The sequence below is a fragment of the Thauera sp. genome (assembly GCF_047601425.1).
Classification (GTDB): Bacteria; Pseudomonadota; Gammaproteobacteria; order Burkholderiales; family Rhodocyclaceae; genus Thauera.
Genome location: NZ_JASGJL010000001.1, coordinates 2239848 through 2262867 on the forward strand (window position 1 = coordinate 2239848; position 23020 = coordinate 2262867).

The 23020-nt window shown below is 65.3% G+C and carries 18 protein-coding genes and 1 tRNA gene; 15 read left to right on the forward strand and 4 right to left on the reverse strand.

Translation table 11 applies throughout. From position 1 onward, the window contains the following. Positions 1-57: 57 nt before the first annotated feature. Together QM748_RS10950 and QM748_RS10955 are read right to left on the reverse strand one after the other, a co-directional pair. Positions 58-1950 carry a propionate--CoA ligase gene (locus QM748_RS10950; protein WP_415247003.1) on the reverse strand — a complete coding sequence of 631 codons (1893 nt, stop codon included), beginning with the start codon at positions 1948-1950 and terminating at the stop codon, positions 58-60. 96 nt (positions 1951-2046) lie between these two features. Next, a complete protein-coding gene (locus tag QM748_RS10955) occupies positions 2047-3234 on the reverse strand; it encodes a response regulator (protein WP_415247004.1) in 1188 nt (395 codons plus the stop codon). A gap of 210 nt (positions 3235-3444) precedes the next feature. On the opposite strand from QM748_RS10955, the gene QM748_RS10960 reads away from it, so the two are divergent. Further along, complete coding sequence (locus QM748_RS10960) at positions 3445-4296, forward strand: HDOD domain-containing protein (protein ID WP_415247005.1); 852 nt, start codon at positions 3445-3447, stop codon at positions 4294-4296. 23 nt (positions 4297-4319) lie between these two features. On the opposite strand, the gene QM748_RS10965 is transcribed toward QM748_RS10960, so the two are convergent. Further along, complete coding sequence (locus QM748_RS10965; protein ID WP_415247006.1) at positions 4320-6254, reverse strand: ATP-binding cassette domain-containing protein; 1935 nt, start codon at positions 6252-6254, stop codon at positions 4320-4322. 142 nt (positions 6255-6396) lie between these two features. Between QM748_RS10965 and QM748_RS10970 the strand changes: the two genes are divergently transcribed. The 12 genes from QM748_RS10970 (at position 6397) to QM748_RS11025 (ending at position 15335) form a co-directional block, all read left to right on the forward strand. Continuing rightward, positions 6397-8427 carry a site-specific recombinase gene (locus QM748_RS10970; RefSeq protein ID WP_415247007.1) on the forward strand — a complete coding sequence of 677 codons (2031 nt, stop codon included), beginning with the start codon at positions 6397-6399 and terminating at the stop codon, positions 8425-8427. A gap of 17 nt (positions 8428-8444) precedes the next feature. Further along, positions 8445-8519: transfer RNA gene (locus QM748_RS10975), tRNA-Arg, on the forward strand. A gap of 188 nt (positions 8520-8707) precedes the next feature. Then, positions 8708-9952 carry a tyrosine-type recombinase/integrase gene (locus tag QM748_RS10980; protein ID WP_415247008.1) on the forward strand — a complete coding sequence of 415 codons (1245 nt, stop codon included), beginning with the start codon at positions 8708-8710 and terminating at the stop codon, positions 9950-9952. A 48-nt stretch (positions 9953-10000) separates the two neighbouring features. Further along, complete coding sequence (locus QM748_RS10985; protein ID WP_415247009.1) at positions 10001-10618, forward strand: hypothetical protein; 618 nt, start codon at positions 10001-10003, stop codon at positions 10616-10618. Positions 10619-10716: 98 nt separating this feature from the next. Then, positions 10717-10953 carry a helix-turn-helix transcriptional regulator gene (locus QM748_RS10990; protein WP_415247010.1) on the forward strand — a complete coding sequence of 79 codons (237 nt, stop codon included), beginning with the start codon at positions 10717-10719 and terminating at the stop codon, positions 10951-10953. A 10-nt stretch (positions 10954-10963) separates the two neighbouring features. Continuing rightward, complete coding sequence (locus QM748_RS10995) at positions 10964-11230, forward strand: hypothetical protein (protein ID WP_415247011.1); 267 nt, start codon at positions 10964-10966, stop codon at positions 11228-11230. A 2-nt stretch (positions 11231-11232) separates the two neighbouring features. Further along, a complete protein-coding gene (locus QM748_RS11000) occupies positions 11233-11625 on the forward strand; it encodes a hypothetical protein (protein ID WP_415247012.1) in 393 nt (130 codons plus the stop codon). Next, positions 11622-11957, forward strand: a complete 336-nt coding sequence (locus QM748_RS11005) for a hypothetical protein (RefSeq protein WP_415247013.1) — start codon at positions 11622-11624, stop codon at positions 11955-11957. The genes QM748_RS11000 and QM748_RS11005 overlap by 4 nt, the downstream gene beginning before the upstream one ends. Continuing rightward, positions 11954-12793: a helix-turn-helix domain-containing protein gene (locus QM748_RS11010; protein ID WP_415247014.1), complete on the forward strand. Its 840-nt coding sequence runs from the start codon at positions 11954-11956 to the stop codon at positions 12791-12793. The genes QM748_RS11005 and QM748_RS11010 overlap by 4 nt, the downstream gene beginning before the upstream one ends. Beyond that, positions 12790-14181: a replicative DNA helicase gene (gene dnaB / locus QM748_RS11015; RefSeq protein ID WP_415247015.1), complete on the forward strand. Its 1392-nt coding sequence runs from the start codon at positions 12790-12792 to the stop codon at positions 14179-14181. The genes QM748_RS11010 and dnaB overlap by 4 nt, the downstream gene beginning before the upstream one ends. Before the next feature lie 99 nt (positions 14182-14280). Next, positions 14281-14883 carry a hypothetical protein gene (locus QM748_RS11020; RefSeq protein WP_415247016.1) on the forward strand — a complete coding sequence of 201 codons (603 nt, stop codon included), beginning with the start codon at positions 14281-14283 and terminating at the stop codon, positions 14881-14883. After that, positions 14880-15335, forward strand: coding sequence for a hypothetical protein (locus QM748_RS11025; RefSeq protein WP_415247017.1), 456 nt, complete (start codon positions 14880-14882; stop codon positions 15333-15335). The genes QM748_RS11020 and QM748_RS11025 overlap by 4 nt, the downstream gene beginning before the upstream one ends. Before the next feature lie 541 nt (positions 15336-15876). Here QM748_RS11025 and QM748_RS11030 read toward each other — a convergent pair. Next, on the reverse strand, positions 15877-16071 hold the full coding sequence (locus QM748_RS11030; protein WP_415247018.1) for a hypothetical protein: 195 nt from the start codon (positions 16069-16071) through the stop codon (positions 15877-15879). A gap of 70 nt (positions 16072-16141) precedes the next feature. Between QM748_RS11030 and QM748_RS11035 the strand changes: the two genes are divergently transcribed. Together QM748_RS11035 and QM748_RS11040 are read left to right on the forward strand one after the other, a co-directional pair. Next, on the forward strand, positions 16142-16876 hold the full coding sequence (locus QM748_RS11035; RefSeq protein WP_415247019.1) for a hypothetical protein: 735 nt from the start codon (positions 16142-16144) through the stop codon (positions 16874-16876). Further along, positions 16876-23007 carry a PLxRFG domain-containing protein gene (locus tag QM748_RS11040; protein WP_415247020.1) on the forward strand — a complete coding sequence of 2044 codons (6132 nt, stop codon included), beginning with the start codon at positions 16876-16878 and terminating at the stop codon, positions 23005-23007. The genes QM748_RS11035 and QM748_RS11040 overlap by 1 nt, the downstream gene beginning before the upstream one ends. The last annotated feature ends 13 nt before the right edge of the window (positions 23008-23020 follow it).

Consider the following 23020-nt stretch of genomic DNA (forward strand, 5'->3'; position numbering starts at 1 on the left):
CGGGGCCGCTTCAAACTTGCCGTGAGCAAGGCGGGCCGAAACCCGCCAAGCATACTTTTAGGACTTCAGCGCCGCCTTGATCTGATCCAGCGTGCTCGGATCGTCAATCGTGGTCAGATCACCTGCATCACGGCCTTCGGCCAGCGCCTGGATCGAGCGGCGCAGCATCTTGCCCGAACGCGTCTTGGGCAGGCCGCCGATGAAGTGGACACGGGCCGGACGCGCAATGGCGCCCAGGCTTTCGTCGACCTTCTTCATCACAGCCTTCTCCAGTGCGGCACGCTTTTCGGGCGTATCGACATCAGCGGCATTCTTCACCACCGCAAAGGCCATCGGCATCTGGCCCTTGACTTCGTCCGCGACCCCGACCACGGCGACTTCGGCAATCGCCGGATGTGCCTGTACCGCCTCCTCGATCTCGCGCGTGCCGAGGCGATGGCCAGCGACGTTGATGACGTCGTCCATGCGGCCGAGGATGGTGTGGTAGCCCTTCTCGTCCTTGATGCCCCAGTCGGACGAGGAATACACCACCGGGTCGGTGAACAGGCTGAAGTAAGTGCTGACGAAGCGATCGTCCTGGCCCCACACGGTGGACAGGCAGCCCGGCGGCAGCGGCGGCATGATGCCTACGATGCCCTTCTCGTTGGGGCCGCATTCGGTGCCGTCCTCACGGAAGATGCGCAGGTCGTAGCCATACACCGGGAAGGCGGGCGAGCCGAGCTTGATCGGGCTTTGCTCGACGCCACGGCAAATCGCCAGCATCGGCCAGCCGGTCTCGGTCTGCCAGTAGTTGTCGATGACCGGAATGCCCAGTTCTTCCATGATCCACTGGTGCGAGGTCTCATCCAGCGGCTCCCCGGCTAGGAACAGGTGCTTGAGCGAGGACAGGTCGTACTTCTTGAGGAAGGCCGGATCCTGCTTCTTCAGCACGCGCACCGCGGTCGGCGCCGAGAACATCACGCTGACCTTGTACTTCTCGACGATCTGCCACCAGATGCCGGCGTCCGGGCGCAGCGGCGTACCCTCATACATGATCGTGGCCATACCGGCGACCAGCGGTCCATAGACGATGTAGCTATGGCCGACGACCCAGCCGATGTCGGAGGTCGAGAACATGGTCTCACCGGCCTCGCCGGTGAAGATGTGCTTCATCGATGCTGCCAGCGCCACCGTGTAGCCGCCGGTGTCACGCTGCACGCCCTTCGGTTTGCCGGTGGTGCCTGAGGTGTAGAGGATGTAGCTCGGCTCGGAGGACTCCATCCACTCGACCGGCACGCTGTCGTCCATGTGCTTTGCGCGCAGTTCAGCGTAATCGACGTCACGGCCTTCGACGCGCGGGAAGCCCTTGTCCAGCCCACGATCGACGATCAGCACCTTGGCCGGCGGGAACTCGGCGAGCTTGCAAGCCTCGTCGACGAGGTGCTTGTAGGGTACCGGCTTGCCGTTGCGCATGCCGGCATCCGAGCTGACCATCAGCACCGGCTTGGCATCGTCGATGCGGGTGGCGAGCGAGCCGGAGGCGAAGCCGCCGAACACCACCGAATGGATGGCACCGATACGCGCGCAAGCCAGCATGGCGACGGCAGCCTCGGCGATCATCGGCATATAGATCAGCACCCGATCACCGCGCTTGACGCCGAGTTCCTTGTAGATGGCCGCCATGCGCTCGACTTCGCGCTGCAGCTCGGCAAAGGTGTAGACCTTTTCCTCGTTGGTCTCGGTGGAGATGTAGACCAGCGCGCGGTCGTTCGGCCGCGCGGCGGCGTGGCGGTCCACCGCGTTGTAGCAAAGATTGGTCTCGCCGCCCTTGAACCACTTGACGAACGGCGGCTTCGAAAAGTCGCAGATCTGCTCGGCCGGCTTGTTCCAGTGGATGAGCTGGGCCTGCTCGGCCCAGAACCCATCACGATCCTCGATCGAGCGGCGGTGAAATTGCTGGTAATCCGTCATTACTTCCTCTCCCTCTCATTCCCTCATTGGCGGATGACAAGCCGCCCATGTTGACGCGCCGGGAAAGCGCCTTCGCCACAGGCGGCGATTTACGACTCAGATGGTGGTTTGAGTGCCATCCATCCTGCCACTGCCGGACTCCGATCCATATTGGTATCGTTCGAGCTGCTCGATCGGCAACCCGCAGTGAAGTCGAGATTCTAACAATTCGAATAGCGGCATAAGCGCACCAATGATGTCGGGCAGACGTGCCTCGACATCACCGATCGCGCCGGCACGCAATTGGCGCAACGCAGCATCGACGCTGCACACCCGTCTGGCCTGGCGCTCCACCCATTCGGATTCGACCTTGCCATGGTCTGCGAACACGCAATTGCCGCCTGAATCGCGCCCCTGCTGCACGCGCTCCTGGGAAGCTTCCAGCAGTTCGCTGACCTTGCCATGCCCATCGACCGCGGAGTTGGCCACGCCGATCGTCACCGTCACACGGATGTGCTCTTCGCGATAGGCAAGTACCAGCTTCTCGAAGCTGCTTCGCAGGCGCAGCGCAAAAGCACAGCTCGACACCACGTCGATGCCGGGGGACAACACGGCGAACTGTGCGGCGGAATGCTGCGATACGCTGTCTTCGGTGCGGATCCGCGTCGTGACCATCTTGGTCAGCTTGCGGACGATCAGCTGCACGACATGCGGACCATGGCGACCGAGCAGGTTTTCGTAATCATCGAGTTCGATCAGCATCACGGCGATGCCAGTCTGCCGTCGCCGCGCTTCCGCCAGCACCTGCTCGCCGTGGTGTTCGAGATAGGCCCGGCTGACCAGGCCGCTTTCCGGATCCTTCGGGCTGTTGCTCGCGAGCGCTTCGCGGCTGCGCTCGAGCTCGGTCTGCGTCCGCGACAGGCGCACCAGCGAATCGAGCGTCGCCAGCAGCTCCACGCTGCCCACGCCCTTGGCGATGAAACCGTTCGCGCCGAGCGCAAGCGCGCGTTCACGCGCGTGTTCATCCTCATCGCCCGAAATGATCACGACCGGCAGGTCGCGCACCCGTGCCACCCTGGACGCCCGAATGCGCTCGAGCAGGCCGAAACCATCAAGGCGCGGCATGCCGATGTCGGTCAGCACTAGATCGATCGCGGGGTTGACCAGCAGCGCCTCCCAGCCTGCTTCGCCATCGACCTCTTCCCGTGCCTCGAAGCGGCCCCGGATGTTCTTCATGATGGACGCCCGCACCATGCGCGAGTCGTCCACCACTAGAATCCGGGGGAGCTTGTCGTCCACGATCACTGGCGGGCAGTCCTCTTCCCGGCAATGGGCTCGCGGCCCATCTGCTGGTTGATCACAAAAACACTGAAGAGCTTCACTCGGGCTTCTCCTGCCGGTGGAATGTCACAGACCATCTCCGTGCAATTCGCCATAATTATAGCCTCATAGAAAGGCCACCCCAGCAGACATCGGCCGATAGTCTGTACCGACATCGAGCTTCCACGCATGCCCATGAGCGCCTTGAACTCTCCCTTGTCCTCGGTAGACGCCTACGTGGCGTATTTCACCCGGCAACCCCTGCCGGTGCTGCGCCGCACGGCCTGCGAACTTGAGATACTGCACAGCGAGCCGGAACATGCAGGCGGCCGCCGGCTTGCTGCCATCGTGCTGGCCGACCCGCTGATGACGCTGCGCCTGCTCACGCACCTGGAAACCCATCGCCGACAGTCCCAGAACCACGATATCACCACGATCGAACGCGCGGTGATGATGATCGGCATAGAGCCATTCTTCCGCCTGTTCGGCACCTTGCCGATGGTTGAGGATACGCTGAAGGCGAGGCCACGTGCGCTGGTCGGTGTTCTTCGGGTCATTGCCCGCGCCCGCCGCATCGCAGGGCTGGCACGAGAGTTCGCAATCATGCGGCATGACCTCGACGTGCAGGAAATCACCGTCGCCGCATCCCTGCACGAAGCAACCGAAATCGTCTGCTGGATACATGCGCCGACCCTGACCGAACAAGTCTATGCGCTGCAAGCCGCCGATCGCAGCCTGCGTTCCGCGGATGCGCAGCGGCAGGTATTCGGCATCACTGCCAATGAGCTCCAGCTTGCCCTGATCCGTGCATGGCGCCTTCCGCCCCTGTTCACGCAGTTGCTCGACGACAGCCAGCAAAACGATCCTCGAGTCAGAACAGTCAGTCTGGCCGCACGCCTCACCAGGCATCTCACCCGCGGCTGGGATGATCCCGGCCTGCCGGATGATCTGGCTGAACTCGGCGCTTTGCTGCGGATTCCGCGCGAAACCCTGCTCCAGCGCCTCGGCGCTCCGGATGAAGCCGTCAACCGCCTGCTGACTCCCTGAACGGTAAGCCAGCCACACTACCGTCAGGACGCAGCGCGCGACTCCAGTTCTTCCCAGCGCAGCATGGCTGCCTCAATCTCCGTTTCGAGTGCTTCGAGACGAGACTTGATCTGTGCCACTTCCTGCGGCGCCTGCTGGTAAAGCGCGGGATCGGCCATGCGCGCATGCAGGGCAGCCTGCTCTTCCTCCAGCGCTGCGATCCGGTCCGGCAGCGCCTCCAGTTCGCGCTTGTCGTTGAAGGACATCTTCGCCGGGCGCTTGACTGCCCCGCTCTCCGGCCTGGCTTCGGCAGCCCGCTGCTTTTCGGCAGTGGCAAGCGCTGCCCGCTGCGCACTACCGCGCCGGGCCTGCTCCTCCTCCCGCGCCGCCTGCACCCGCTGCCAGTCGGCATAACCGCCGGCATATTCGCCCCAGCGGCCGTCGCCTTCCGCAGCGATCACCTGAGTGACGACGTTGTCGAGGAAGGCGCGGTCGTGGCTGACGAGAAAGAGCGTGCCGTCGTAGCCGGCCAGCAGGTCCTCGAGCAGATCCAGCGTCTCGATGTCGAGATCGTTGGTCGGCTCGTCCAGCACCATGACGTTGGCCGGGCGGGCGAACAGCCGTGCCAGCAGCAGACGGTTGCGCTCACCGCCGGACAGCGATTTGACCGGGGAGCGCGCACGCTGCGGCGCGAACAGGAAGTCGCCGAGGTAGCCGATGACGTGCTTCTTTTCGCCGCCGATCTCGACGAAGTCGGAACCCGGGCTGATGACTTCGGTCAGCGGCAGCTCGGGATCGAGCTGGGCCCGCAACTGGTCGAAATAGGCCACGGTCTGGCGGGTACCGCGCCGCACCCTTCCGTCGTCTGCTTCGATCTCGCCGAGGATCAGCTTGAGCAGGGTCGTCTTGCCCGCGCCGTTGGGGCCGATGAAGCCAATGCGGTCGCCACGCATGATGCGGGTGGAAAAATCGCGCACGATCACCCGATCGCCATAGCGCTTCGAAACATGTTCCAGCTCGGCCACCATCTGGCCGCTCTTATCACCACGGTCCACCGCCAGACTGACGTTGCCGAGCCGGTCGCGGCGAGCGGCACGCTCGCGGCGCAGGGCTTCGAGGCGGCGCACCCGGCCCTCGTTACGGGTACGCCTCGCCTCCACGCCCTTGCGAATCCAGACCTCCTCCTGCGCCAGGAACTTGTCGAAACGCGCCGCAGCCTTTTCCTCGGCCTCCAGTTCTTCGGCCTTGCGCCGCTGGTAGTCGGCAAAGCGGCCCGGATAGCTCGCCAGGCGGCCGCGATCGAGTTCGATGATGCGGGTCGCGATGTTGTCGAGGAAAACGCGGTCGTGGGTGATGACGATGACCGCGCCGCGGAACTCGCGAATCAGTCCCTCGAGCCAGAGGATACCGTCGAGATCGAGATGGTTGGTCGGCTCGTCGAGCAGCAGCAGATCCGGCTCGGCCACCAGCGCACGCGCCAGCGACACGCGCTTGACCCCGCCGCCCGACAGGCTGGAAACTTTGGCGCCCGCATCCAGTCCGAGCCGGGCGAGCATGTGCTCGACACGCTGGTTGAGACGCCAGCCGTCGGCTGCTTCGACCTCGTGCTGGAGCACATCGAGGCGCGCCAGAGCTTCGGGTGTTGCCTGCTCGGCCACTGCCAGCATCGCGGCATGGTAGTCGACCAGCAGACGCGCCGCATTGCCCAAACCGTCAGCCACGGTCGAAAACACGTCACGCTCGAGATCGAAGTCGGCTTCCTGCGGCACATAGGCCGTCACGAGGCCCGTTTCGCGCCACACGCTGCCGTCGTCGAGCGCGGCCTGCCCGGCCACGGCCCTCAGCAGGCTGGATTTGCCCGAACCGTTACGGCCGATCAGCGCCACACGTTCGCCCGCGTCGAGCTGGAAGGAAACCTTGTCGAGCAGATCGACATGGCCGAAGGCAAGGCAGGCGTTTTCTATGGACAACAGAGGCATGGCATGAAATCGGCCGGAGCGCGGCCAGCAAAAAACAATCCCGAATTCTAGCCGTCCGCTCGCGACTCGGGCGCTTTCCCCGATAATGCAACGCTGTTCAGCCATGCTGGACAAGGCCGGACCGCCACGCAGGAAGCTTTTGATGGAAGATATTCTTCAACGTTTCGCCAACACCGATGAGGACCAGGTTGCCCTGTGGGTCGCACTGGTTGACCGGCTGCGCCCGCGCCGTGCAGCGCAGATCGACGAGGCTAGCCAAAACCTGCGCACACTGACGCACTGCCTTGGACGACAGCCGGAACTGCTCGCCCCGGTACGCACCGCGCTCATGCGGCTGTTTGCCGAACGCAAGCAGGTCTCGCTCTACGTTTCCTCCGGCCTGCTTCCCTCGACCGGCTTCTTCACCGAGACGGCAAACCGCATCTCGCACCGCCTGTTGCCCGAAGTACTCGACACCAGCTACCTCAAGGATCTGCTGTCGGTCGTATTCCACCGCAGCGACGACGAAATCTGGGTCAATGGCATCGACGACGAAATCTGGCTGGAGCTGATCGCAGCACTGATCGGCGACGAACCGCCGATGGCCGAAGAGGATGCGGGTCCGCTGCCACCGGCGGTAGGCGAGATTCTCGAGTCACTCCGGGTGCTGTCCTACCATGTATCGGCCATTGGCCTGGACCCGGAACTGGTCCGCATCGACCCGAACCTGGAAGAATACGAATCGCCCTTCCTCGCGCAGAACGCAGAACTGCTCGTTTATATCGATCATTACAGCGAATGGTGGACCACCCCCGGCGCGCTCGTCACCGACGATCTGCACCTGACCGTGATGCTGGGCCAATGCGACGAGGTGCTGCAGCGGGTGCGCAAGCGGGCAACCAAGCTCGGCACCAGCCTGACACTGACCTTCAAGCTCGAGCGCCTGCGCCAGCACCTCGGCCGCATCGACGAACTGGTGTCGATGCTGAACGAGCTGCGCAAGCGCCGCATGCTGGCCGACGTCGCACCACGTGCGGTACGCCTGTTCAAGACCCTGGTGTGGGCAGAATGCCGCAAGAACAACCTGACCGACTACTGGAGCCAGAACGTCGAGATTCTGTCGCTGCGCATGACCGAAAGCGCCAGCAAGACCGGCGAAAAATACATCACCAGCACGCGCAGCGAATACTTCGGCATTCTTCGTTCGGCCATGCTCGGCGGCGTCATCATCGCCTTGATGGCGGGAATGAAAGTCGTGCTGGGCGCGCAAGGCCTGGCACCACTGAACGCCGCCCTGGCCTTCTGCCTGAACTACGGGCTCGGCTTCGCCCTGATCCACATCCTTGGCGGCACAGTGGCCACCAAGCAGCCCGCGATGACCGCCAACGCCATCGCCGCCTCGATCGGTGAAGCGCGCGGCAGCACGCGCGACCTCGAGGCCCTTGCAGACCTGATCGCACGCACGGTTCGCAGCCAGCTTGCCGCGATCCTCGGCAACCTCGGCACCGCCATTCCGATGGCGATCTTGGTCGGCACAGCCATCCACTATGCAACGGGTGCGCATTTCATCGATCCGGACAAGGCACATCATCTGCTTGCAGAAATCGACCCGCGCAGCGGCGCGCTGTTCTTTGCCGCCGTCGCAGGCGTGTGTCTGTTCCTGTCAGGCCTGATCGCGGGCTACTACGACAATCTCTGCGCCTACTACCGCATACCTGAGCGCCTGCTGCAGTTGCGATGGCCGCGGCACTTGCTCGGCGAGGCCCGGATGCAGCGGATCGCCGGCTACATCGAGAACAATCTGGGCGCCCTCGCCGGCAACTTCTTCTTCGGCTTCCTGCTGGGCGGCACGACCGCGCTGGGTGTGCTGTTCGGGCTGCCGCTCGACATCCGCCACATCGCCTTTTCCTCGGCCTACCTGGGTTACGCCTCGGCAGCGCTCGACTTCGCGCTGTCCTGGCAAATGGCAATGCTGGCGCTGTCCGGCGTGCTGCTGATCGGCCTGGTCAACCTGGTCGTCAGTTTCACGCTGACCCTGACCGTCGCCATGCGCGCCCGCCGCATCAGCTTCGCCCAGGGCCGCAGCCTGGGCCGGATGCTGGTGCAACGTCTCCTGCGCCGTCCACAAGACTTCCTGCTACCACCGCTGCGCAGAAAGTCCGATTCACTTGGTGAGCCGCCGATGAACGGTTAGAATGCGCGGTTCGTCAGCTCGTCATAGTTCAATGGATAGAACGGGCGCCTCCTAAGCGCCAGATCCAGGTTCGATTCCTGGTGACGGGACCACTTCAAAGCACCAAGCAGCACCCGGAAGCACCAGAAACCCGCGCAGCCACTGGCCCCGCGGGTTTTTTGTTGCGCCTGTTTGCACCATACGGCACCATACCAATACCGTCAAAACGACGGTATTTCAGACGGTATCGGCAGCCGAACGGCGATACCGTCACAAAAAATACCGTCAGCAGGAGATTGCCATGCCGCTGACCGACACCGCCATCAAGCAGGCAAAGCCACAGGGAAAGCCCTTCAAACTGCCCGACGCCGATGGGATGTACCTGCTCGTACAGCCCGCCGGCTCGAAACTTTGGCGCTACGACTACCGCTTCGCAGGCAAGCGCAAGACGCTGGCGCTGGGCAAATACCCTGACGTCGGCCTGAAAGCGGCGCGCAAGGCGCTGGCGGCCGCACGCGAGCAACTGGCCGCCGGCATCGATCCGAGCGCGGCCAAGAAGGAAGCGAAGCGCGCCGCCAAGGTCGCCGCGGAGAATTCGTTCGAGGCGGTCGCCCGGGCTTGGTGGAAGGGCTGGCAGGCTGACCGCACGGAAGGCACCGCGAACGCAGCCATTCGGGCGCTCGAACTGCACGTCTTCCCGCACATTGGCGACAAGCCCATCACCGCCGTGCAGCCGGTCGAGATCCTGGAGCTGCTGCGCAAGGTCGAAGCCAAGGGCGCCACCGACATGCTCAAGCGCGTTCGCGCCCGCATCGGCGAAATCTACATCTACGCCATCGCCAACGGCCTCGCCAAGAGCAACCCCGCCGAAGGCCTGCACAAGGCGGTCAAGACGCACACGGAGCAGCGGCGCCCTGCCCTTCGCGCGGCCGATCTGCGCGAGTTTTTCATCCGCCTGGACGCCGTGCGCATCTCCCAGCCGATCAAGCTGGCCATCCGCCTGCTGGTGCTGACCTTCGTCCGGCCGGGGGAGCTGCGCTGCGCCCAATGGCCCGAATTCGACATCGAGGCCGGCGTATGGACCGTGCCGGCCGAACGCGACCGCAGCCGCGGACTCACTGGCATGAAGATGCGCGAGGAACACATCGTGCCGCTATCCCGCCAGGCGGTGGAGATTCTGCGCGAGCTGCACGACCACTCCGGCGGCCGCGACCTGCTCTTCCCCAACCGCAACGGCCAGGGCCGCCCGATCAGCGACGGCACCATCAACAGCGCATTGCGCGCCATGGGATACCAGGCGCAGGAAGTGACCGGCGCCGGCTTCCGCGCCACCGCAACCGGCGCGCTGCTGGAGCTGGGCTACCGGCCCGACGTCATCGACAAGCAGCTTGCCCACCGCGAGCGCAAGCAGGTCTTCGCTGCATACAGTCATCACGCGCAGTTCATGGCCGAACGCAGGGCGATGATGCAGGCGTGGGCGGACTACCTGGATGCGCTGCAGGAGGGCGCGAGGATCATCCAGTTCCCCAGCGTGGTGAATGGATAACGCAGTCGGTTTTGCCGCGCCTACTCCGACGGGAGGATGACAAACAACATGAAGATATCGACTGGACTACGGAATGTGATGGTCACGTCAGCCTTTAAAGAACAGCTTGCAGAAAAAACCTTGGCAGAAAAAGAAGAATTACTGGCATTGAGGGAGCTGGAGGATAGGCGCATCCGCTTCGAGCAAGGCGACAAAACAGCCCTTTTCGAAGCTCTTGTGTGGTGTGCCTGGTTTCAAGCTGTGATGCCTGACTGGATAGCCGATGCGTTGATTACTGGAGAAGCTCAACTTGAGCGCGGAGAGGTAGGCCAAATAGGCGATCTGTTCGGAAAAATCCAGAGAGGGCGCCCTGCAAGAAAGATTGATGCGAGCCTTTCGAAAAACGAGGGGACTATCTTGCAGATGCTCGGCCTGTACCGAAGCCGAGGCGGAGTTTTCAACGATGACGAATACGTTTCTACTGTTCAACAGATAGCCGCGGAGCATGGTTTTTCATACGGCCCACGAGAAATTCGACGAGTTTACAGCCGGCATAAAGACCACCTTCTCAGTCTTGAGCAACAGGGGGCAAATGGAACCTATGCATCATGTCATGCGACCCTTGGGCTCTCCGAACTCGTGCCACGAAGAAGAGGGCGCCCCCCGTTTGAACCTCTTCAGACTTAACGCTTTTTTGAAAAAGTGTGTCTGACACAGATTGCTACGGAAAATAACGTGTCGCCCATTGCCTCGCTGCGCAGCGAGGAGCAGCCCAGGAGCGACACATGCAAACCATCACCAAACCTTCCGTATTCAGCTTCGATAGCCTGCCCAGTTCTGCAATGGTCGACGACGAAACATTCGCCGTCGTACTTGGGTGCCATCGCAATACCATCTGGCGCAAAGCGAAGGCCGGAGATCTCCCCAAACCCATCAAGACCGGACCGCGTTCGACCCGCTGGCAGGTCGGCGCGATCCGTGAATACCTCGCGAGCCTGACCGCTCAGCAGTCTGCTGCGTAAGGGGGAAGCGATGAGCCATTCCCTCAAAGACCTGGCCATTCAGGCCGTGAAGTACGCCGAAGCGGCTGAACACACTGCGCGCTGCAAAGAGGCATTGCGTGACGCCTATCGGGAGTTCCGCCACCAAACCAACCCCGGGGAGTACCTCGAAAAGAACTCCCCGCAGTGGGCGGCAATGATGGTCGCCACGGCGCCGGAATATCGCGAGCTGGAGAGCGCCAAGGCCCGCGAGCGCCGCGCCAGGGCCAAGCTGCTGCAGATGGCCAAGGGGGTGTAAGCATGACGCCCCCCGAAAATGACAACGCCCGCGGGCAGGCGGGCGAAGTCGGCAAAGCAAAGCAGAACGAGCACGTCGATTCTACCGCCCCTGGTGCTCAACGCAAAGGCGCAGCCCCCACCATCATCCACGCCCCGGTATTCCCGAAGCCGAACAGCATTCGGGAGTCGGCTCTGCTGGCACTGGTCGCCGGCCCCATTCGGCAGTCCGGTTTCAAACCGTCGTGGCGCCTGGCTGCGTACGTCCGCTTTCTGCGTGACGACGGCTGGGCAATCATCAGCCGCGAGGTGATCGAGAACGGACGCACCGTGGCCGAATACCTGCTCGACCTGCAGGACGGCCCGACACGCGCTGCCGCGGCCCTGTACCGGAAGGGCAGGAGGTGTGCAGCATGATGAACCGCACGCCCTACAACGGCCCGCGCCGCCGCTCGAACGCACAGATCCACGGAGACCGTGACTTCGATCGTGTCGGCGGTGCTTACCCGGCCATGCCGGAACTGCGGAAGCAATTCCACGAGCCTGTCAGCTACTGGCACATCCGCGGCCCTTACCACCTCTCGATCCAGCTCGAAGCGCCAGCCGTCGTGTGGGGCAGGAACGGCCGTTGCTGGGCCTTTCTGCACGACTTCGACGACGAGTCCATGCTGCAGATCATGGCCGACTATCGGGATGCCACCGAAGACAGGCGCGGTGCGTCCGGGCGGCCATTCGGAACCCGCTCATGAACAGCGTGTTCAGCATCGTCCCGATCGAGGTGTGGCGTGACAAGCGCCTGACCCTGGAGCAGATCCGGGTGCTTGGTGTGCTGCTCTCGTTCAGGAGAAAGAACACGGACGCGGTGTGGCCGTCGCGAGGTGAAATCGCGGCGCGCTGCGGTATGCATCTCAGCAATATTTCCAGTGCGACCTCTGCGCTCGAACGGCTCGGATGGATATCGAAAGAGGGTAAGGGCGGACATTCGAAAGCCACCCGCTACACCATCACCGCCCCCGAGTTTTTGGGCGATGAAACGGTTACCGAATCGGCTACTGTTTCCGAATTAACTACCGTAGCCCCTCCGGCTACGGCTGCCCCTCCGGCTACGGTTGCCGAATCGGCTACACGCTTGCCCGTAGCCCGTTCGGCTACTCCACCCGTAGCCTATTCGGCTACACGCAAAGAACAGAGCAGTGAACAGACCAAGGTAAGTGAACACACTCCCCCGCCTGCGGCTTCGAAGTCGAAGAGGCAGCCCATCACCTTCGACACGTTCGCCGAACGCAAGAAGGCCGCCGGGGAAAAGCTCATCGCTGAAGACGATCCGATTTTCGGATGGGCAGAAGGCGCCGGCATTCCCGATGAGTGGTTGCACCTTGCCTGGATCGAGTTCGCAAACCGCTACCGGGGCAATGCGAAGCAGTATGCCGATTGGCCGCAGACCTTCCGCAACGCAGTGCGGAACAACTGGTACAAGCTCTGGCGCGCTGGTGGTGACGGCACCCTGACCCTGACGACGGAAGGCGAACTTGCCCGCCGCGCCGCCGAGGCGAACAGGCGCACCCACCGGGAGGCCACGGCATGAACGCCCCGATGATGCCGCCCCCGCCCATGCCCCCGCATTCGCTCGAAGCCGAACAAGGCCTGCTCGGTGCGATCCTGATGCACGGCTCCGCGGTGCTCGACCGCATCGAAGGCGCTGTCCGGCCGGCCGACTTCTACCGCGGCGATCACCGCCGGATCTTCGCCGCCGCCAAGGCGCAGCACGATGCCGGCAAGCCGGTGGATGTGGTGACCGTCGCCGATGCGCTCACCGCCACCGGAGAAGCCGAGCGCACCGGTGGGCTGGCCCACCTCGCCGAGCTCGCCAATGCCAGCCTGTCGCCGGCGAACGCGCGGCGCTACGCCGAGATCATCCGCCAGCGCTCGACACTGCGCGGCCTGCAGCAACTGGCCACCGACCTGCAGAGCGCATGCGCAGCCGGCGACAGCCGCGACCCGGCCGAGATCGCCGCCGAACTCGAAGCCCGGATGCTGAAGCTGATCGACCGCAGCGAGAGCGATCCGGTGCGCCTCCACCACGCAATGCTCGAGGTGCTGCAGGACGTGGAAGACCGCCAGGGCCGTGGCGGGCAGATCGCCGGCATGGCGACGGGCTTCCGCCGCCTGGACGAACTGACCGGCGGTTTCGAACCCGGGCAACTCGTGATCGTGGCGGCGCGCCCTGGCGCCGGCAAGACGATCGCCGCCTGCAACATCGCCGCCCACGCCGCGGCCGCCGGAGCGCCGACGCTGTTCTGCACGCTGGAGATGACCCGCCGCGAGATCGCGGCCCGCATCCTGGCTGCACGCAGCCATGTGAGCGTGCAGGCAATGCGCGCCGGCACCAGCAACCGCGACGACTGGGACCAGATGTCCGACGCCATCACCGCCTCGGCAGGCTGGCCGATGTTCATCGATGACCGCCCGGCCGTGACCGTGCCCTACGTCCGCGCGAAGGCCCGCCGCATCCAGCGCGCCGAAGGGCTGGGGCTGATCGTCATCGACTACCTGCAGCTGATGCGCGGCACCGGCGACAACCGCACGCAGGAGGTCGGCAGCATCTCGCGCGGCCTGAAGGCGCTGGCGAAGGAACTGCGCGTGCCGGTGATCGCCCTGGCCCAGATCAACCGCGCCAGCGAGAGCCGCCCGGACAAGCGCCCGACGCTGGCCGACCTGCGGGACTCGGGCGAGATCGAGCAAGACGCGGACATCGTGCTGATGCTCCACCGCGAAAGCCAGTACCGCGACGCCCCTGAATGGCGAGGCAAGGTCGATCTGCTGCTGCGCAAGAACCGCAACGGCCCGACCGGTGACTGTCTGCTCGAGATCGACGGCGCGCTGATGCGCTTCACCGACTACGACGGTGTGTCTCCGCGCGAGAGCGGAAGCGCCCAGAACCCGCCGACCAGGCGCAGAGGGTTCGAGGCATGAACGCAAAGATCGCCGGGAACATGCCTGCCGGGCCGTAGGCGCCGATGAAGCCCACCACAAGCCCGATTTTTGAATCCATCGAATCACAAGGAATTGACCATGACTCACCACACCTGCAACGAAACCCCGCCCCCGGTCTGGATCGGCGACAAAGCCGCCCTGCTCACCCGCCTGATGGTCGCAACCGAGTGCAATCCCAGCGAGGAAACCAACGCCCTGCTCGATCGCATCCTGGAGGCGATCACCGACAAACGCCCCGCCGGCTGGGAAATGGTCGAGGCACTGCGCACGCAAGCCGTCGCGCTGTACCGCACTGCTGAAGCGGCCATGGCCCTGCTCCCCGACGATGAACTGGCCCTGCTGATCGCCGAACACGACCAGAAGGAGAACGGCCCGGTGCCGGCCGGCGATCCGGCGGACGAGGTACGCAACCCGGTACGCAGCGGGGTACGCACGGAATCCAGCATCGATGAGCTCCACCTGATGGAGCTCGTCCGCCACGCAGAAAGCGAGGGCATCCGCTACGAGGATCTCCATTTTCTCGCTGAGCTGAGACGCCTCGACAAAAAAGCCCTGCTCACCGGCGAGGTTCGCCTGTTCGCCGCCCGGCTCATCGCCGAAATCATTACCCGGCTCTTCGAGTATGAGGATGCAATTCGATTCGTCGCCAGCCTGCATGCCAAACAGGAGCCGCGCGCATGAAGTCCCAAATCTACGCCGCACAGAGCATTGCCGCTTCTGGCATCGCGATCATGGACTGGCGCATCGCCCTCGAGCTGCGCCCCGACCTATGGAGCAGTGCCCAGGACTGCCACATCAACTTCATCTCGGATCAGAAACTCGACGGCACGCATCGCCTCACGGCCACGCTGGAAGGCCATGGGGAGGTGCGCGTCTATGCCCGCTCGCTTGATCTGCTTGAGAAGCGCATCGAATGGATCGCTGGGCGCCGAGTCATCGAGCTGAAGCCGGCAGAGCTGGAACAGGCGCCGGCCCCAAAGCCGAGCGTTCTGCACAGGCAAGCCGCCGATCAGGAAGCCGCTCGCATCGCGGACTTGCGCAAGATCGCTGCCCAAGAGCCGCCCGCCCATGACTGCAGCCTGCGCCGGGAAATCCTGGCCGCGCGTGCAGAGCTGAACAAATCCCACGCCTGACCACGACAAGGAGAATTACATGCTAGGCGACTACGAAGAACCCATGGATGACAAGCCACGCAACGAGGCGGCCAGTTCAACGAAGCCGCGGTCGGTGCCCGGCGCGCCCGGGGTGCAACGGATGGGCAGCTCGTACAGCGCCGCCCCGGACGTAACACCCCAGCTCACCGCTCCCCCGCCCGGCAATTCCCACAGAATGGTCCTGCCCCAAACTCAGCTCAGCGCCCCGCCGCCTAGTAATTTCCGCAGAACGGTTCCGCCAAAGGAGGAACGATCGAGCTGGACGGGCGTGACCTACGGCCAGGTGACGTCCAGAGAGCCACAGTTGCCGCGGTTCGCACGCTCCATTGAACCTGCGATTCCCGAGGCAGTGACGCGGCGATTCGGCGAACTTCAATCCCCCGGCATGGGGCTCAGAGTTCAAGGCCAGGATCTTGCCGAACCCGGCCGGGAGATGGGGGTAGCCAAATTCGCCAGGACCGTATCGCCCCCCTTGGCACAAGGGACACAAGAACGCACCTTCGGTGCCACCGGCGCGGCATCAGCCGGGCCAGCACAGGGAATCGCGGGAAATTCGTTCGGCCATCTGAGCCAGCAGCAACGCAACGATGCCGGCGACGCCTATCGGCAAGCGTGGCAGCGGGAGGCGCCCGGCGGCTTGCAACGCGCGAACAGCCAGGCGCAGGATCTCTACAACGCCGAGCAGCAGGTTCGCGGCACAGGCATCACCGCCCAACGCGGCGCCAATGGCGTGATGGAATTTTCAGGCGACGGCAGCAATGCGCTGCCGCAGAACTACACGCAAGGTGTTCGACCTGAACCTCGCCAACGAACGCATGGCCAGGGCGAACACGATTCGCGGCGAGATGACGGCGATCCGCGATGGAGCCAACTTCAATGCCGGCGGCGCACTGTCGCGCCAGGCGTCGCAGGACGAGACCACCCGCAGCCTGCTCACCGGCCCCAGCCGCAGCGGCCGGCAAGTGGCGGCGCAGTTGATCGCCGGGCAGCAGCAGAACGCGCTGAATCAGCAGCGCATGACAACCGATGCCGACCTGGCCCGCCAGCGCCTCGGGCTCGACGCGCAACGCGTGGGCTTCGATCAACAACGCCTCGGCATGGACCTGACCGAACACAGCGGAAAAATGACGGATGCCGCATTCGTTCGCCAAGCGCGGCAGGGACTACTCGACACGGCAGACTCCACCGATCAGACCGCGATCAGCCGAGCGCGCGCCCAGGCGATCGCCGCCGGCATCCTGAAGCCGGAGAGCGACACCGAGCAGAAGGTCATCTACAACGAGGAAGCGCTTGACCCCGGTAACGCCATGGCCGGCACCCGCCGCGTACCGATGGTGCTGAACCGCGACGGCACCGCGACAGTCGTTCAGCCGCGCACCGCCCCCAGGGGCTTGCCACAAGGCGTGAGCCGCGACGCCGCCCTCCAGTCCGCGCGCCGGGCGATCGAGGCGGGCTACGACCGCGATGCGGTGATGGCCCGCCTCGGTGAGTTTGGGATGTCGTTCGGGGATCTGAAGTGATGAACGCCGACGACCTCTTTTCCGATCTGGCCCCCGGCCGGGCTGAACGCACCGCGCCGCCACCGAGCGGCGGCCAGGATGCGGCGGATGGGTTGTTCTCCGATCTGGCACCGGCCCGGCAGGCCTCGAGCGGCACCAGCGGGACGAGCAGCAGCAGCGCCGATTCGCTGTTCGCCGACCTCGCCCCGCCCGAGCCGAAGCGCAACGCCTTCGCCTACGCGAACGACTTCATGATCGACACCGCCAACGCGGCCGCCGGGCTGGCGAAAGCCGGCGTCGATCTGGTCGCGCCTGGTTCCGCTCCGTCCAAGGCCATCGAGGGATTCATCGAGTCCGGGCATCAGTCGCAATCCGACTGGAAGCAGCAGCAGCGCGCCGACCTGTCCCGCAAGCTCGCAGAAGCCGACGGCGAGCTGGACAAGGCCGGCATCTACCTCAAGCACGCCATCACCGAAGACCCGATCGGCACCGCCGCGGAAGTGGCCGGCAACCTCGGCCCGTTCGGCGCCGTCGGCAAGGCGCTGCAGGGAGCAAATGCCGCCGTACGCACCGGCACGGCGATGGGCCTGGCCGGCGGCCTGTCGGCAGGTGAAGTGCGCGGCAACATCCACGAGAAGATCGACGGCACGCCCGATACCGAGCTGCAGGCATCGAGCCCCGAATATGCCCGCCTGCGGCAGACAATGAGCGAGGCCGACGCGAAGGCGCAGATCGGCAGCAGCTTCAGCCGAAACACGCCCGAGATTCTGGCCGCGGGTGCGATCGGCGCCGTCGGCGGCAAGTACGGTCTGGAAGGCATGGCGGCACGCGTGGCGCCGGCCCGTGGCCGCCTCGCGAATGCCGCCATCGGCGTGGCGGACGAAGCCACCCAGGGCGCGGTCGAGCAGTTGGCCTCGAACGTCGGTATCCGTCGCGCACTGCCCGATCAGCGCCTGCTGGAAGACGTGGCGCTGAATGCCGCGGCCGAAGGCATCCTCGGTCTGGGGGGTGCGGCCGTGGGGCCGACCCGGCACACACGCACTGCCCAGCCCGATGGGGGCATCTTCGACGTCGAGGCGGCACGCGCGCCCACCGGCGGACAGGCAGCACAGCAGGATATGCAGGCGAACACTGCGCCGGCTGTTGCCCCGGATGGCGCGGGCCAGGCCATCATCGATGGTGTCCATACGATGGACACTCCGCAGGCGCCCACTCCCGACACCCCCGCCCCGCTTCCGTCCGAGCTGATGGGCCTCGATCCGAACACTGGCCCGATGTCAGCCGCGGCAGCCCTGGCCGTGGATAGCGGCGCAGCGCTCCCGACCGAAGCACCGGTGGCAACGGGTCCGATGTCTCAGGCCACCACCATCGAGACCGACAGCGAAGGCGGCGATACCGACGTCCAGCCCTTGCCCAACTTCGGCGAGTTCGCGGCCTTCACGCAACAGCAGTCCCCCATTCCGCTGGAGAACGCCCAGCGCCTGGCCGGATGGATGAGCGAGGACGGCAGCGCGGTGATGGTGGTGCCGAACGCCGACGGCACGGGCTTCGGGATCGCACCGGCCGAATCCCTGACCTCTGAGCAGCGCGCCGCCGTCGCACGTTTCCAGCCGCAAGCCCCGGACACCGGATCGAACTGGACGGCTACCGCGCCGCAGCCGGCGGTGGAAACGACCGACACGCAGGCGCAAAGCACCCTGCCCGACGTATCCGGGCGCACCGCCGACCAACTGCAGTACCTGGCAAGCAACGGGCAAGCCGGCTGGAAGGAAGCCGCACAGGCCGAACTGACGCGCCGCGCAACAGCATCCGGCAGCGGTGACACCCTGACCGCGGCCGCCTCAAGCACGCAGCAGACGCCGGCAGAACTGAGCACCACAGCCGCCGGCGAGTTGTGGGCCACGATGGCCCCGGCCGAACGCCAGGCGGTGGCAAACCTCGCCGGCCTGAACCCGGTGCAGCGCGGCAACGTGCCGGCCCGACCCTGGCGGCAGTTGAGCGGCGAGCTGCAGAACCGGCTGACGCAGGCGATGCAGGCCAATCCGCAGCCAGCGGCAGCGAATCAGACGGTCCACACCTCGCCGGCCGCGCGCTGGAATGCGATGCCTGCGGAACAGCGCCAGCAGATCGCCGCCCGCGCCGGCTGGGCAACGAAGGCCGGCGCCCCGAACGTGATCGCGAAGCGCCACGCGGGAAAGACCTGGCAAGAGCTGGACGATTTCATCCGCGGCAAGCTGTCCGCGGCCCTGCCTGCTGAAAGCCCGGCAACTGCACCGGCGGCTGCACAGGCGCCCGCACCTCGCTTCCAGGTCCTGCGCCCGGACGGCTCGCTCTTCGGCCAGTACTCCCATCGCCCGGATGCCGAAGGCGCCCTCTGGCGCGCTGGCACGAATGCCCGACTCATCGACACCACTACCGCGCCGGAAGCGGCCAGCCCGCGACAGGAGGCCTCGAATGCCACGCCCGACCCTTACCCCCACATCGACACCCGCCCCGACACCACCGACGCCCAGCGCAGCACCGGACGATCTGCACTCGCAGACCTTCAGCGACGGATCATCGGTGCAAGTGCTGCCCGGCGCCGTGGTCCTGACGGAAGCCAGCCCACCGTACTCGGCTCCGCGCTCTACGAAGGATTCACCGCCGGACGCGCCAACCAGCTGACCGGCCTGCGCATCGACGGCCCGGCCGATCTGGCCAGCCTGGCACAGGTGTATCGCGATCCCCGCTTCGAGACCTTCCGCACCTTCTTCGTGAAGGACGGCCGCATCGTTGGCGAGACCGGGGTAACGTCGCGCATGCCCGCCGCCGTGGCACTGCCGCCGCTCGATGTGTTCGATGACAGCCTGCGCGAGAACATGGCGCGCTTCGACGCCGATGGCTTCTACATCCTGCACAACCACCCGAGCGGCCACGCCACCCCATCCGGAGCCGACCTTCGCATTACCGAGTCCATCGCCCGCGCCCATCCCGGCGCCTTCCGCGGCCACGTCGTCATCGACCACAACGAGTACGCAGTCATCCACCGCATGGATGAGATGGAGGTCGTGAAGGCGCCGGAGCTGGCAGGCATCGACTTCAAGAGCCGCCCCGAGCTCGAGCACGAACTGCTCGGCGTGAAGCTGTCGCGCCCGAAGGACGTGGCGATGATGGGGAAGATCCTGCAGGTCCCGAACGGCCACGCCACCATCATCACCACCGATCGGCGTCTGCGTGTGCAATTGCTGGTCGACCTGCCGGCGGCGCTGCTGAAGGATCGCAGCAAGGTCGGGATCGCACGCCTGAAAGCGGTGGTCCGCCGTGCCGCGCGAGAAACCGGCAGCGGCGGAAGCCGCTTCCTGGTGCTGCCCGAGAACGGCCACGCAGCGCATTTCGACTTCCTGATGCGCGAGGGCATCTTCAAGGACGTGGTGCAGGCCGACGGGCTGGCGCTGTCGGAATCCGGCGTCGAGGCCGCGCGCGACTTCATGGACAGCGGCCTGCGCTCCATCGCCATGCGCGAGGAGGCATCGCCCTACACCACCGGCGACGCGCTACCCCCGCAACGGCTCACCGTGGGCGAATGGATCGCCCATGCCCTGCGCTCGAACCGCGGCTGGGCGATGGGGGCGCTGACCCGCGACCAGATCACCGACATCTGGGGCGATGCGATGCCGGGCGTGAAGCGCTTCGATGATGTCGTGCGGCAGATGGACACCGTGCGCCAGCGCACCGCCGAACGCGCGGACAACCTGATCGAGCAGTGGCGGCAGTTGCCATCGGAAGTCTCCGATCGCATGTCCGACCTGATGCACCGCGCCACGCTGGCGCAGTTCGATCCGGATGCCCAGCGGCAGGGTGGCGAGTTCAATGCCGAGCAGGCCGAGATGATGCGGCTGTGGGACAGCCTGCCCAACACCGCGAAGGACATCTATCGCGAGGTACGCGACACCTACCGCGACACGCTGAGCTCGATCCGCGACGGCCTGGCGAACCGTGCCGAGATGGCCGGCACGAACGGCGCCCGGGTGGCGGCGCAGATTCGCCTCGAGTTCGACAACTACCTGAAGGACGGGCCGTACTTCCCGCTGGCCCGCTTCGGCGACCTGGTGCTGATCGCCGACAAGGGCAAGGAGCGCATGGTCGAGACATTCGAATCCAGCGCCAGGCGCGAGATGCGCATGCGCCAACTGCGCGCCACCGGCTGGACGGTGAAGGCCACCCACAAGGCGCAGTACTCCGCCACGCGCGACGGTGCGGCCGGACAGTTCGTCGGCGACGTGCTGGAGCGAATCAACGCCCTGGACCTGCCCGCGGCCGAGAAAGCCAACCTCATGGACAACCTGAATCAGTTGGCCATCGGCACGCTGCCGGATGCGAGCTACCGCCGCCACTTCCGCCACCGCAAGGGCGTGCCGGGCTTCAGTTCGGATGCGATGCGCGCCTTCGCCGCCAGCATGCAGCACGCCGGCCACCACATCGCCAAGATCCAGCACGCGCACGAGCTCTCGCTGCTGATCGACGAGATGCAGAAGGACATCCGCGACGCGGGCGGCGACACAACCGAGCAGCAGCAGGTGGTCAATGAACTGACGCGCCGGCTCGATCTGCTGCTGAACCCGAACACGCATCCGGTCGCTGCCGCGGCCGGCCAGGTGGGCTTCGTGATGTCGCTGGGCGGCTCGATCGCCAGCGGCCTGGTGAACCTGACGCAGACGCCGTTCGTTACCCTGCCCTGGCTGGGTGCCCGCTACGGCTTCGGCAAGGCCAGCGCGGCGATGACGAAGGCGAGCAAGGACTACTTCGGCGGCAAGTGGGAGAAGTGGTCGGGTTTCGTCATGCAAGGCAACCCGAATCTCTCGGCCGACGAGCAGAAGGCGATCCGCGAGCTGGAGAACATGGGGCTCATCAACCTGACCCAGGCGCAGGACCTGGCCGGCACGGCCAACACCGACAGCACGGTGAGCAAGCGCGCCTTCGCGATCAACCGGGCGATGAAGATCGTCGGCTGGACCTTCCATGTTCCCGAAGTCTTCAACCGCCAGGTATCGGCCCTGGCGACCTACCGGCTGGCCCGCGACAAGGGGCAGGCCCATGCCGATGCAGTCGAGGCGGCGCGCAATGCCCTGATCCGCACGCACTTCGATTACTCGGCATCGAACCGCGCCCGCTTCATGCAGGGCAACTTCACCCGCGTCATCACGATGTTCAAGCAGTACAGCCAGCAGATGACCTACCTGCTGTGGCGCAACGCCTACCAGGCGCTCAAGGGCGAGAGTCCGCAGGTGAAGCGCGAGGCGCGGCGCATGCTGCTCGGGGTGGCGGCGATGCACTTCACCGCCGCCGGCACGCTGGGGCTGCCGCTGGGCGTCTTCGGTATCACTCCGCTGCTGTCCCTGCTGGCGCTGGGCATGGGCGACGAGGACGATCCGTGGGAGTGGGAAACCGAGTACCGGAAGATGCTGGCCGACGTGTTTGACGTGAAGGCGGGCGAGGCCATCGCCCACGGTCCGATGCGCATGCTGCTCAACGTCGATATGGCCTCTCGCGTGGGACTGGGCGATCTGTGGCTGCGGGCGCCGAACAAGGAAGCCGAGGGCCGCGACCTGGTCGAGGCCTGGATGCTGACGCTGCTCGGGCCGGTGGCGGGCTACGCCGGGCAGATGGGCACGGCGATGCAGGCCTTCGAGGAAGGCAAGTTCGCCCGCGGCGTGGAATCGATGATGCCGAAGTTCATCAGCGCCCCGCTCAAGGCCTACCGCTTCAGCGATGAAGGCGTGCGCTCGTGGCGTGGCGACGATCTGGGCATCGATCTGACGCCGGCGGAGATCGTGGGTACGGCCATGGGCTTCCAGCCGTCACGGATGGCCGAGATGTACGAGGGCCGCGCCGCGGTGAAGGGACGGGAGGCCAGGCTGCAGGCCCGGCGCTCGGAGCTCCTGAACATGTGGGTGGCCGCCACGATGGCGGGCGACCGGGAGGCGCAGCAAGAGGCCATCACCCTGGCCCAGCGCTTCAGCCGCCAGAACCCGGCCTTCGCCTTCAACGCCCTGTCCTTCCAGCAGGCCTACCGCGCCAAGCTGCGCAACGCCACGCAGATCAGGGACGGCATCTTCCTGTCGCCCAAGCGCGAGGGGCTGCGCGAGGAAGGGGCGTTCGCGAACCTCGAATAACCACAGATGAATG